The organism is Microbacterium sp. UMB0228, assembly GCF_002871415.1.
Taxonomy (GTDB): Bacteria; Actinomycetota; Actinomycetes; order Actinomycetales; family Microbacteriaceae; genus Microbacterium.
This window is the reverse complement of the sequence record NZ_PNFU01000002.1, coordinates 375,152-387,544: the sequence shown is the minus strand read 5'-3', so window position 1 is coordinate 387,544 and position 12,393 is coordinate 375,152. Positions and strand designations below refer to the sequence as shown.

Annotated in this window: 12 protein-coding genes; 5 read left to right on the top strand and 7 right to left on the bottom strand. The window is 69.7% G+C overall.

Translation table 11 applies throughout. From position 1 onward, the window contains the following. Nucleotide 1: 1 nt before the first annotated feature. The 5 genes from deoD (at nt 2) to CJ226_RS05980 (ending at nt 4,960) form a co-directional block, all read left to right on the top strand. Nucleotides 2-715 (top strand): purine-nucleoside phosphorylase, encoded by a 714-nt coding sequence (deoD, locus tag CJ226_RS06000; protein WP_062633150.1) that lies wholly within the window; start codon nt 2-4, stop codon nt 713-715. A gap of 110 nt (nt 716-825) precedes the next feature. Continuing rightward, nucleotides 826-1,197, top strand: coding sequence for a hypothetical protein (locus tag CJ226_RS05995; RefSeq protein WP_062633152.1), 372 nt, complete (start codon nt 826-828; stop codon nt 1,195-1,197). Nucleotides 1,198-1,265: 68 nt separating this feature from the next. Continuing rightward, nucleotides 1,266-1,829, top strand: coding sequence for an ATP/GTP-binding protein (locus CJ226_RS05990; RefSeq protein ID WP_062633154.1), 564 nt, complete (start codon nt 1,266-1,268; stop codon nt 1,827-1,829). Then, the gene (locus CJ226_RS05985; RefSeq protein ID WP_062633156.1) at nt 1,826-2,326 is read left to right on the top strand and encodes a hypothetical protein; all 501 of its coding nucleotides are present in this window, start codon (nt 1,826-1,828) and stop codon (nt 2,324-2,326) included. Before CJ226_RS05990 ends, CJ226_RS05985 begins: the two co-directional genes overlap by 4 nt. A 24-nt stretch (nt 2,327-2,350) precedes the next feature. After that, on the top strand, nt 2,351-4,960 hold the full coding sequence (locus CJ226_RS05980) for an RNA helicase (protein ID WP_102208628.1): 2,610 nt from the start codon (nt 2,351-2,353) through the stop codon (nt 4,958-4,960). Between the two features lie 15 nt (nt 4,961-4,975). Here the strand turns inward: CJ226_RS05980 and CJ226_RS05975 are convergent, their stop codons facing one another. The 7 genes from CJ226_RS05975 to CJ226_RS05945 all read right to left on the bottom strand — a co-directional run bounded on the left by CJ226_RS05975 (nt 4,976) and on the right by CJ226_RS05945 (nt 12,388). Further along, a complete protein-coding gene (locus CJ226_RS05975; protein WP_025104040.1) occupies nt 4,976-5,365 on the bottom strand; it encodes a VOC family protein in 390 nt (129 codons plus the stop codon). A gap of 62 nt (nt 5,366-5,427) precedes the next feature. Next, nucleotides 5,428-6,453: a LacI family DNA-binding transcriptional regulator gene (locus CJ226_RS05970; RefSeq protein ID WP_197462090.1), complete on the bottom strand. Its 1,026-nt coding sequence runs from the start codon at nt 6,451-6,453 to the stop codon at nt 5,428-5,430. Nucleotides 6,454-6,535: 82 nt separating this feature from the next. Continuing rightward, nucleotides 6,536-8,029: an aldehyde dehydrogenase family protein gene (locus tag CJ226_RS05965; RefSeq protein ID WP_257996536.1), complete on the bottom strand. Its 1,494-nt coding sequence runs from the start codon at nt 8,027-8,029 to the stop codon at nt 6,536-6,538. A 19-nt stretch (nt 8,030-8,048) separates the two neighbouring features. Further along, entirely contained in the window at nt 8,049-8,828 is a 780-nt protein-coding gene (locus CJ226_RS05960) for a glucose 1-dehydrogenase (RefSeq protein WP_102208627.1), read from the bottom strand. Between the two features lie 34 nt (nt 8,829-8,862). Continuing rightward, nucleotides 8,863-9,852 (bottom strand): ABC transporter permease, encoded by a 990-nt coding sequence (locus tag CJ226_RS05955; RefSeq protein ID WP_062633169.1) that lies wholly within the window; start codon nt 9,850-9,852, stop codon nt 8,863-8,865. Beyond that, a complete protein-coding gene (locus CJ226_RS05950) occupies nt 9,849-10,832 on the bottom strand; it encodes an ABC transporter permease (protein WP_062633171.1) in 984 nt (327 codons plus the stop codon). The genes CJ226_RS05955 and CJ226_RS05950 overlap by 4 nt, the downstream gene beginning before the upstream one ends. Beyond that, nucleotides 10,829-12,388, bottom strand: coding sequence for a sugar ABC transporter ATP-binding protein (locus CJ226_RS05945; protein ID WP_102208626.1), 1,560 nt, complete (start codon nt 12,386-12,388; stop codon nt 10,829-10,831). Before CJ226_RS05945 ends, CJ226_RS05950 begins: the two co-directional genes overlap by 4 nt. Nucleotides 12,389-12,393 lie beyond the last annotated feature (5 nt).

Below are 12,393 nucleotides of genomic sequence, written 5' to 3'. Positions count from 1 at the left end.
GATGAGCACCCACATCGCCGCGGAACCCGGTCAGATCGCCCCCATCGTGCTGTTCCCCGGCGACCCGCTGCGGGCGAAGTGGATCGCCGAGACCTTCCTCGACGACGCCGAGCTGTACTCCGAGACGCGCGGGATGCTGGGCTTCACCGGCACCTGGGAGGGGCATCGGATCTCCGTCCAGGGCTCGGGGATGGGGCAGCCGTCGATGGCGATCTACGCGACGGAGCTGTTCACCCAGTACGACGTGCAGACGATCGTCCGGGTGGGGTCGTGCGGCGCGCTGACGGAGAAGCTCGCGGTGCGCGACATCATCATCGCCAACGGCGCGAGCACCGACTCCGGGATCAACCGCGTGCGCTTCCACGGCCTCGACTACGCTCCCCTCGCCGACTTCGCCCTGCTGCGCGCCGCGGTGGAGGCGAGCGAGACGGAGCCCCTGTCGTCCACGGTGCACGTGGGGCCGCTGTTCTCGAGCGATCAGTTCTACAGCACGCGGCCGGAGCTCACCGCGCCCTTCGTACAGCACGGCATCCTCGGCGTCGAGATGGAGGCGGCGGGCCTCTACACGCTCGCCGCCTTCCACGGACGCCGCGCGCTCGCGATCTGCACGGTCAGCGACCACATCGTCACCGGCGAGGAGACCACGGCCCAGGAGCGCGAGCAGACGTTCGGGGACATGGTGCGCATCGCCCTCCGCGCGGCGACCTCGGTCTGAGACTGGCCTCCTCGTCGAGTAACGTTATACACTTCACAGGTCGCGCGGCGCCGGGGAAGACCGCACAGGGCGGTCGCTGCTGCGCGCGACGAAGACGACTGGGGAGAACCATGGCCACGCAAGATCAGCTCAACGCGCTGCTGGCGGACATCGAACGCGACATCAACGGATTCATCGGGGCGTCGATCGTCGACCTCGAATCGGGACTGCCGCTCGCCTCGAGCTCCGTCCGCCCGGACTTCGACCTCGAGGTCGCGAGCGCGTTCAACAGCGAGATCGTGAAGAACAAGAAGCGTACGATCGACGCCCTCGGCATCCAGGGCGAGCTCGAGGACATGCTGCTGACGCTGAACACGCAGCTGCACCTGCTCAAGATGCTCGACGACGACCTGTTCATCTACCTGGCCGCCGATCGCCAGGCCACGAACCTCGCCCTGCTGCGCTCCTCGGTGAACCGCCGGGTCGCCGCCCTCGGCGCGTGATCCATGGGGCCGTGGGGAGCGGCCTCGGGAGAGGGCGACAGCGGAAGAGCGGTCCCGTGGAGCGGGCGATGAGGCGCCCGCGTCGGCGACGGACCGACCTGCCTCAGCGGTACCGCCTGATCTTCGCCGGTCCGGTGGGCGCGGGCAAGACCACCGCGGTCCGCGCCCTGAGCGATGTCCCGCCGGTGGACACCGACGTGCCGATGTCGCTCGCGAGCGGCGACGGGAAGACGACGACGACCGTCGGCCTCGATTACGGGACCTGGCGGCCCACGCCCGAGGTCTCCATCGCGCTCGTCGGCATCCCGGGGCAGGAGCGCTTCGCGTCCGCCCGGCAGCGGGTCTCGATGCCGGGCACTCGCGTGCTGCTCTGGCTGCGCGCGGACCACGACACCCTCGCGGCCGCCGCCGAGGAGTGGCTGGACGTGTTCTCCGGAGACGAGCATCGGATCGTGATCGCCGTCAGCCACGCGGCAGGGCACCCGATCGGCGACATCCGCCGCGATCTCGCCCCCGTGCTCGCTCGACACGGCATCCCCGTCTCCCGCGTCCTCGCGGCCGACGCACGCGACCGCGACAGCGTGATGCGCGTCGCCGGTGCCGTTCTCGATCTTCCGGAGGAGAAGCCATGACCGGACCCGCCGGGCGGCAGGACGCCGCCGCGACGCCCGATCCGTCCCGCATGCACCCCGACGTCGCCGGCAACTGGGCGCTGTGGTCGCGGATCGTCGGCCCGTCGGCCCAGGCCCGTCTGCAGCAGTTGGAGGAGCGCTTCCCGGAGCTGACGACCGCCGTCCTCGGCACCGCGGACGGCCTCCACATCGCCTCGCTCGGCGTCGACCCCGACGGCGGCGAGCAGCTCGCGGCGATGAACGGCTCCCTGTTCGGGGTCGCGCGGGCCGAGGCCGAGATCATCGCGGGAGGGACGGAGCCGACGCTGTCGGCCATCGTGTCGCTGTCCATCGGCGAGAACCAGATGGCGCTGCTGAGCTTCATCCTCGCGCCATACGGCCAGCTCCTGCTCTCGGTGTCGGCCTCCTCGTCGCAGCTCGGCACCGTGATCGTGCACGCGCGCTCCACGGCGTACGAGCTGCTCACCGCGCTCGGGGTCACGGGATCGGCGACATGACGCAGATGGGATGATCGAAGCACCATGAATCCCACGCCGCGGCTCGAACCCTCTCTCGTTCCCGACGCGGCGGACCCCGATGCGGTCTACCTGGCGTTCGTGGAGTGGGCGGAGTCGACCGGCATCCGCCTGTACCCCGCGCAGGACGAGGCGCTCATCGAGATCGTCTCCGGTGCGAACGTCATCCTGTCCACGCCGACCGGCACCGGGAAGTCGCTCGTCGCGGTCGGCGCCCACTTCGCGGCGATGGTCCGCGGGCACCGGAGCTACTACACGGCGCCGATCAAGGCCCTCGTGAGCGAGAAGTTCTTCGCGCTGGCGGAGGTGTTCGGCGCCGAGAACGTGGGCATGGTCACGGGAGACTCCGCCGTGAACGCCGATGCCCCCATCATCTGCTGCACCGCGGAGATCCTCGCGAACCTGGCCCTGCGCCAGGGCGATGCCGCCGACGTCGGCCTCGTGGTCATGGACGAGTTCCACTTCTACGGCGACCCCGACCGCGGGTGGGCCTGGCAGGTGCCGCTCCTCGAGCTCCCGCAGGCCCAGTTCGTGCTGATGTCGGCCACTCTCGGCGACGTCACCACCCTCGCCGCCGACCTGACCCGCCGCACCGGACGGGAGACTGCCTCGGTCACGGGGGTCGAGCGCCCGGTTCCCCTGCACTTCTTCTACGAGACGACGCCCATCCACGAGACCATCGACGACCTGCTCAACACCGGGCAGGCACCGATCTACATCGTGCACTTCTCACAGGCGGCGGCCATGGAGCGGGCGCAGGCCCTGTCGAGCACGAAGGTCGCCACGCGCGAGCAGCGCGACGAGATCGCCGCCCTCATCGGCGGCTTCCGCTTCACGACGGCGTTCGGCAAGACGCTCTCGCGCTTCCTCCGGGCCGGCATCGGGGTGCACCACGCCGGCATGCTGCCGAAGTACCGCCGACTCGTGGAGCAGCTCGCCCAGCGCGGTCTCCTCCGGGTCATCTGCGGCACCGACACGCTCGGGGTGGGCATCAACGTCCCGATCCGGACCGTACTGCTCACCGCGCTGACGAAGTTCGACGGCACGCGGATGCGGCAGCTCAACGCGCGGGAGTTCCACCAGATCGCGGGCCGGGCCGGACGCGCGGGCTACGACACCGCGGGCACCGTCGTCGCCCAGGCCCCGGAGCACGAGACCGAGAACCTCGCCGCGATCCGCAAGGCCGGCGACGACCCGAAGAAGAAGCGGAAGATCATCCGCAAGAAGGCCCCGGACGGCTTCGTCTCGTGGGGCGAGCCGTCGTTCCGGAAGCTCATCGACGCGACGCCGGAGACGCTGACCTCGCACATGCAGATCACCAGCGCGATGCTGCTCAACGTCATCGCCCGGGGCGGGGATGTGTTCGGGAACGTCCGCCGGCTCGTCTTCGACAACCACGAGCCGCGCGCCCGGCAGCGTGCGCTCGCCCTCCGCGCCCTCGCGATCTTCCGCACGCTCCGGGAATCGGGCGTCGTGGAGACCTTCGACACGGGAGTGCCCGGAGCGCCGAAGGGCGTCCGGCTCACGGTCGACCTGCAGCCCAACTTCGCGCTCAACCAGCCGCTCTCGCCGTTCGCCCTCGCGGCGTTCGACCTGCTGGACCCTTCGACAGGCTCAGGGACCCAGGCTCCGACAAGCTCAGGGACCCAGGCGGGCTCAGGGACTCCGGCGGGCTCGGGGGACCAGGGGGTGGGGACGGGGTCGTACGCGCTCGACATGATCTCGATCGTCGAGGCGACGCTCGACGACCCCCGCGCCGTGCTCAGCCAGCAGGAGTTCCTCGCACGGGGCGAGGCGGTCGCCGCCATGAAGCGCGAGGGCATCGAGTACGACGAGCGCATGGAGCTCCTCGAGGCGATCACCTACCCGAAGCCGCTGGAGGAGCTCCTCGACGCGGCCTTCGAGACCTTCAGCGCGGCGCAGCCGTGGATCCGGGACTTCGCGCTGCACCCGAAGTCCGTCGTCCGCGACATGTACGAGCGGGCCATGTCGTTCGGCGAGTACGTCGCGTTCTACAAGATCGCCCGCTCCGAGGGCGTCGTGCTGCGGTACCTGTCGGACGCGTATCGCGCCGCCTCCCAGACGATCCCTGAGGAGCGGAAGGACGAGGACCTCCACGACCTCATCGCGTGGCTCGGCGAGCTCGTGCGCCAGATCGACTCCAGCCTGCTCGACGAATGGAGCGAGCTGACCGCCGGGACCGCGGCCCGCGGCGAAACCGACGAGCCGATCGTCCCGCCCGCACCGAAGCGCCTCACGAGCAACACCCGCGCCTTCCGCACGCTCGTCCGCAACGAGCTCTTCCGGCGGGTGCAGCTCGCCGCCCGGGAGGACGTGGACGCCCTGGCCGAGCTCGACCCGACGTTCGGCGCCGCCGCCTGGTCCGACGCGCTGGACGCGTACTTCGCCGAGCATGACGACATCGGCACCGGACCGGACGCCCGGAGCTCCCGCATGCTGCTGCTCACCGAGGGTCCGACCGCGTGGACGGCGCGGCAGATCATCGACGACCCGGCCGGCGACCATGACTGGGGCATCAGCGCCACCGTCGACCTCGCCGCGTCCGACGAGGCGGGCGAGGCGGTGGTCACGGTGACGGCGGTCGACCGGCTGTGAGCGAGGCGGGCCCCGTCAGGCCTGCATGACGGCGAGCACGTTGCCCGCCGGGTCGCGGAACCACGCGATGTCCGGTCCCTGCCCGTTCCCGCGGACGATGCCGCGGGAGTCCGACGGGAACTCGTCGTCGCCGTAGATCTTGGTCTGCACCCCGCGCTCGTTGAGCTCCTCGACGGCGGCATCGACGTCCGCCACCGGGAAGTTCAGGATCGTGAAGCTCGCCGGGGTATGGTTCGGCTTCGCGTAGACGAGGACCGATCCGCCGCGGGGCAGACGCAGGTCGAGGAATCCCATCGCGTTGACCTCGACGTCGAGCCCGAGGGTCGTGCCGTAGAACTCTCTCGCCGCGTCGATGTCGTCGACGCTGAAGCCGCTGAACGCGTTCTCCGCTGTGAAGGCTGCCATGTCCCCAGCATCCGCCACTCCCCCGCCGTTGTCGAGAGGATCAGCGAGCGGCGCCGGAGGCGTCAGGGCGCTGCCCCCACCGAGTCGCGATCGATGATCCGGATCCCGGCGCTGAGGGTGACGTCGCGAGCCGGCTGCCCGTGCAGCTGATGCACGAGCTCATCGACGGCCGCCGTACCCAGCTCCTGCAGCGGCAGCTCGAGTGCCGTGAGCGCGGGAGTCAGGTATCCGGCCATGGGGAGGTCGTCGGCGGAGAGCAACGAGACCTCTTCCGGCACACGTCGACCGCGACGGTGCAGCGACTTCATCGCCCCGATCGACTGCGGGAGGGTCCCCGCGTAGATCGCCGTGACGTCGGGGCGCTCATCGAGGATCTGCTCTACCGCACCATATCCGCCGGCCTCCGAGAAGTCCGCGTGCACGACCAGTGGCGGCGGAGCGCCTGCCTCGTCCGCCGCAGCGGAGAACCCGCGTTCGCGTTCGCGTGCGGGGCTCAGATCGCCCGGGCCGGAGATGTGCGCCATCCGGCGATGTCCGAGCCGGTGCAAGTGCTGGAAGGCGACGGTGCTGGCGAGCCGGAGATCGACAGTCACGTTGCGACCCGATCCTGGCACGGTCCGGTTGACGAACACATGGGGGATCGCGGCGAGGCGACCGGATTCGATCAGGGGGTGATCGCGTCGCGCGCTGGCGATGAGGAGTCCGTCGACGCGACCCGCCGCGACGAGATCGGTGAAGTCGGTACCGGCATCCGTCTCCTCGGTGTCCTCGGCCAGCAGGACCACGTAGCCCAGCTCGTGGGCCCGCTGGTAGGCGCCGCGCGCGATCCTCGCGTACACCGGGTTCGTGAGATCGGGGATGAGGAGCGACAGAGCGCCCGTCGTCGAAGCGGCAAGAGCGCGGGCCCCGGCGTGCGGGGAGTACTGCAGCCGCTCCGCTGCCTCCAACACGCGCTCGCGAGTGCTGGGGCGCACGTTGAGGGTCTCGTCACGGCTGAGAATCCTCGACGCGACGGACTTGGTCACGCCGGCGAGATTCGCGACGTCGATCAGTCGGACTCGTCCACGGCTCGGGGATGAATCAGGCACGCGCCATCTTCTCATGCAGGGTGCGCCGGGGAACGAGACGCCTCGTTCCCCGGCGCACCGGTGTCATCGGGTCGTGCGGAGGTCAACGGTCTCGGCTGTAGTCCACGTACACGGTCTTGCGCTGGGTGTAGCGCTCGAACCCGTGGTGCCCGTCATCGCCTCCGAGGCCGGACATCTTCCACCCGGTGTGGAAGCCGGCGACCTCCTCCGGACCGACCCGGTTGACGTACACCTCTCCGAAAGCCAGGTCGTCCGTAGCCTGCATGGCGGTACGGATGTCGGTGGTGTACACGTAGGCGGTCAGCCCGTACGGCGTGGAGTTGGCGAACCGGATGACCTCGTCGTAGTCGTCGAAAGGCACGATCGGCAGCACCGGCCCGAAGACCTCCTGCTGCACGATGTCCATGTCGTTCGAGACCCCCGTCAGCACTGTCGGCGCGAACCAGAAGCCGGGATCCTCGTCCCGCCCCTCGGGCCGACCGCCGCCGACCTCGACCTGCGCGCCCGCGGCGACGGCGGCTCGTACCATCTCATCGACCTTCGACCACTCCTCGCCCGAGACCTTCGGCCCCATCTGGGACTCGTCGTCCATGGGGTCGCCCACGCGGAGCCCGCGCACCTTCTCCACGAGCTGCGCGACGAACGCGTCGAACACGGAACGGTGGACGTAGGTGCGCTCGTTGCACGTGCACACCTGTCCGCAGTTCATGAACCGGGCCTCGAACGCGTCCTCCACGGCGCGCGGGAGATCCGCGTCGCCGAAGACGATGAAGGGCGCCTTGCCCCCGAGCTCGAGCGAGACCGGGATGACCTTCTTCGCCGCGCGCTCGAGGATGTCGATCCCGGCTCTCGTCGACCCGGTCACCGTGACCATCGCCGTCTCCGGGTGGTCGATCAGCGCTGTCCCGACGACACTGCCGCGCCCCGTGAGCACGCTCAGCAGCCCGTCCGGCACTCCTGCCCGCTGGCAGAGACGCGCCAGCGCGAGGGAGGAGAGCGGCGTCACGTCACTCGGCTTCACGATGATCGCGTTCCCCGTCATCAGAGCCGGAGCCACCTTGCGCGCGAAGATCGCAGCCGGGAAGTTCCACGGGATGATGGCGACGACGACACCGAGAGGCTCTTCCCTCACGATCAACTGCCGTTGCGCCGACGACGGGGTGACGACCTCGCCCTCCGTGCGGTACTTCTGGCTGAGCGCGAAGTCGAAGAAGGCGACGACTCCCTGGATCTCGCCGCGCGCTTCGGTGATGGTCTTGCCCTGCTCGGCGACGACGAGTGCGGCGAGTTCCTCGGCGTTCTGCTCCACGAGGCGGACGACCTCGGCGAGCACAGCGGCGCGCTCCGCCACGGGACGGCGCGCCCACTCACGCTGTGCGTGCACGGCAGCGGCGACGGCCTCGTCGACGTGGCTCGCATCCGCCGAGGGGACCTCGGCGAAGACGGCGCCCGTCGCGGGGTTGGTCACCGGGCGGGTGGCCTCGGCGGAGCGCCAGCTGCCGGCGACGAGCATCCGGGGACTCTCCTCGAGGAGGGAGCCCTCGCCGAGGATCGGGGGTGGGGTGGTGATGGTCATGCGTGCTCCTCGTGCCTGATCAGTTGAAGTAGGTCCCGCCCTCGACGTTGAACGTCTGGCCGGTGATGTAGTCGGATCCGGGGCCGGCGAGGAAGATCGCCATCGGAACGATGTCGGACGGGACGGAGGTGCGCCCCAGCGGGATGGTCTCCCCGATGCCCTTGAAGGTCTCACCCTCGGCCTTGCCGGTGATCTCGCCGAACTGCTTGTCGACCTCTTTCCAGTACGGGGTGTCGACGACGCCCGGCGCGATCGCATTGACGTTCACGCCGTGCGGTGCCAGTGCGAGCGCGACCGACTGGGTGATGGAGATCACCGTGGCCTTCGATGCGCAATAGGCGGTGACGAGCGCTTCGCCTCGGCGCCCGGCCACCGATGCCATGTTGATGATCTTGCCGCTGCCCTGACGGCGCATCGGCTCCGCCGCCGCCTGCGAGAGGAAGAACAGTCCCTTCACGTTCACTGCGAAGATGCGGTCCCACTCCGCGGGCGTGGTGTCCCACACGGCCTTGATGAGCCCGATCCCGGCGTTGTTGACGAGGATGTCGAGCCGGCCGTGCTCGGCCACGATCCCGTCGACCAGCGCCGCGGATGCCGCGGGGTCGGCGACGTTGAGCGCGCGGGCGGACGCCTGCCCTCCTGCCTCCTGGATCTCGCGGACGACGGTCTCGGCGCCGGCGAGGTTGAGGTCGGCGATGACGACGTGCGCGCCCTCCGCCGCATAGCCGTGCGCCATGGCGCGGCCCATGCCGGAGGCGGCTCCGGTGATGAGTGCGATCTTGTTGTCGAGAGACGACATGGGGTTCCCTTTCTGAAGGTCCTGGGATGGATGGTCAGTGATCTCGGCGGCGGCTCAGGAGCGTCTGCACGATCATCGCGAGCACGAGGAACACGCCGGTGAACAGATCCTGGAAGTACGCATTGAGCGCTCCCATCTGGTTGATCAGGTTGTCGATCATGGCGATGAGGAGCACCCCCGAGAGTGCGCCGAGCATGGTGCCGACGCCGCCGGTGAGCAGCACGCCGCCGATCACGGCGGCCGCGATGGACTTGAGCTCGTAGGTGGAGCCGAGACTGGCGACGCCGGAGGAGAGGCGCGACGCGAGCAGAGCGCCGGCGAGACCGGCGAGACCGCCGCTGATCGTGTAGACCTGGATCTTCACGCGGGTGACGTTGACGCCCATCATCCGCGCCGCCTCCTCGTTGCCGCCGAGGGCGAACATGCGGGAGCCGAACGACGTGCGATTCAGCACGACCGCAGCGACGACGAAGGCGATCAGCAGGATCCACACCAGGTTCGGCAGGCCCAGCACGCTGCCGTTCGCGATCGACGTGAAGAACCCGCGTTCGATCACGATGCTGGAGCTGGCCAGTGCCACCGCGATGCCATTGACGGCGAGGAGAGCCGACAGGGTGATGATGAACGGTGCCATGCGCGCCGTGCCGACCAGCAGCCCGTTGACCAGGCCGAGGGCGATGCCGGCGGCGATCGGCACGAGCAGAGCCGCCACCCAACCGGCCGGTGCCGCCAGCGCCGCCAGCACCGTGCCGAGCCCGATCATCGAGCCGACGGACAGGTCGATGCCGCCGGTGATGAGCACGAAGCTCTGCCCGATGGTGATGAGACCGATGAAGCAGGCCGCCGTGACGATGTTGGCCGCGTTGTCGATCGTGCCGAACGTGGGTGAGACGATCGCAGCGGCCACGGCGACGGCGACGAGCACGCCGACGATGCCGTACCGCTGCAGGCCCGCCGCCCAGGCGGTTCCCGCGCTCTGCCGGCGGAGTTGCCACCGCGGAGCGTTCTCTCTCGTCGCGGTCATCGCGCGTCCTTCCCTGCACGCTGCAGGAACAGGGCGACCACGATGAGGACCGCCTTGAGTACCTGCGCGTATGCGAAATCGAGGTTGTTCATGATGAACGTGGTGTCGATCACCTGGAGGAACAGCGCCGCGGCGACCGTTCCGCCCACGTTGATGCGGCCTCCGGCGAGCGGCGTGCCGCCGATCACCACCGCCGCGATCGCCGTCAGCTCCAGGTGGATGCCGATGAAGCTCGGATCCGACGCACCGATGCGGGCGGAGACGAACACCCCGGCGAGACCGGCGAGTCCCGCACTCAGCGCGTAGATCGTGATGAGGGTCCGGTTGCGCGGCGTACCGGTCAGATGCGCGGCCGCGCGGTTCGATCCGGCGAACAGCGCATACCGGCCGAAGGTGGTCTTCTTCACCAGCAGCCAGATGAGCACCGCGATCACGGCGGCGATCACGGCCACACCCGGGATGCCGAACAGCACCGCGTTGCCGAGCCAGCCGAACAGCCCGTCGCCGGGGATGGGGCTGCGTGCACCCCCGGAGAGCGCCTGAGCGAGTCCGCGGACGGCGACAAGCAGACCGAGGCTGGTGATGAGCGGGTTGATGCGCAGGTACGCGATCATCGTGCCGTTCAGCGTGCCGACGGCGGCCGCGACGAGCACGCCGGTCAGCAGCGCGACGACCTCGCCGTAGCCGAGGTACAGCGCGAGCATCGCCGACGACAGCGCCATCATCGATCCCACCGACAGGTCGATGCCGCCGGTTCCGATCGCGAGGGTCTGCCCGACGGCGATCAGCACGATCGGAGCGACCGCGAATAGGACGTTCTGCAGTGTCGACGTCGTCGCGAATCCGTTGGTGACGATCACGTTGAACAGCACCAGCGCCGCGAGGGCGAGGTACACGGTGTACGTGCGCGCGAAGTGCGCGAGCTTCTGCCGGGGGGTCCGTTCTGTGACGACCACCGTGGTCGTCGTCGTGACGGTCATGCGCTCTCTCCTGTCCGGACGGGGGTCGCCGCGGAGGTCGCGGAGAGAAGGCCGACGACGTCGGCCGGGTCGACGGACAGCGGATCCAGCTCGCCGACCACGGCTCCCTCGCTGAGCACGATGAGCCGGTCGCACAGCGCGAGCAGCTCCTCCGTCTCGCTCGAGGTGACCAGCACCCCGATGCCGCGGTCCGAGAGGGCTCGGATGACGCGGTGGACCTCCGCCTTCGCACCGACATCGATCCCGCGAGTGGGGTCATCCAGCAGGACGACCCGCGGTTCCGTGGCGATCCACCGGGCGAGCAGCACCTTCTGCTGGTTGCCGCCGGACAGCTCAGCGACCGGCTGCTCCGCGCCGGCCGCCTTCAGGCGCAGCTCCTCGGAGAATCGGGCGACGATGTCGCTCTGCTCCCGAGGCCGCACCACGCCCAGGGTCGACAGACGCGGGAGGACGGCGGCGGTGAGGTTCTCGCGGACGCTCAGCCCGGGGAAGATCCCCTCCCTCCGGCGGTCCTCGGAGAGGTAGGCGATCCCGGCGCGCAGCGCGCGAGCCGGCGACCGGCGGGCGAGCGCCTCGCCGCCGAGCCGGATCTCCCCGGCGTCCGGCCTGATGGCCCCGTACACCGCCTTGCAGATCTCCGTGCGGCCGGACCCCAGCAGGCCGAGCAGGCCCACGATCTCGCCGCGGCGCACGTCGAACGACACGTCGTGCAGCCGATTGCCCCAGCTCAGCCCGTCCACCTCCAGCACCGGCGGCCCGGCCCGCAGCTCCTCGACGCGCCGGCTGTGGGCCTCGGGATCCCGGTCGGTCTCGTTCAGGCGGATGCCGCCGAGCATCGCGCTCACCAGCTCCGCGGGCGGCAGCTCGGCCGGAGTGCTCTCCACCACGAACCGCCCGTCACGCAGCACGGTGAAGCGGTCGCAGAGCTCGTACAGCTCCGACATACGGTGGCTCACGAGCATGATCGCCAGGCCCTCGTCGCGGAGCTGACGGACCACTCCGAACAGGATGTCGATCTCGGCACCGTTGAGGGCCGAGGTCGGCTCGTCGAGGATCACGGCCCGTGCGTCGAAGGCGACCGCGCGCACGATGGCGACCATCTGCTGCATCCCCAGCGAGAGCGATGACAGCGGCGCTTTCGCCGCGATGGCGAGTCCGAAGCGGTCCAGGATGCTCTGGGCCTGCGCGATCGCCGCCCGCTTGCGCAGCAGGCCGGCTCGGCGCGGCTCGCGACCGAGGAGGATGTTCTCCGCCACCGTGCGCTCCGGAATGAGGTTGACCTCCTGGTACACGGTGCTGATGCCCGCGTCCTGCGAGTCCTTCGGCCGGTCGAAGCGCACGGGACGGCCGTCGAGGAGCACCTCGCCCGCGTCCTGCTGGTAGAACCCCGTGATGATCTTGATCAGGGTCGACTTGCCGGCGCCGTTCTCCCCGTTGAGTCCGTGGACCTCCCCGGCGCGCAGCGCGAGCGATGCGCCCTTCAGCGCACGGATGCCGTTGAAGCTCTTCGTGATGTCACGGGCCTCGAGGATCACGTCCCCCGCCTGTGAAGCCATGTGCT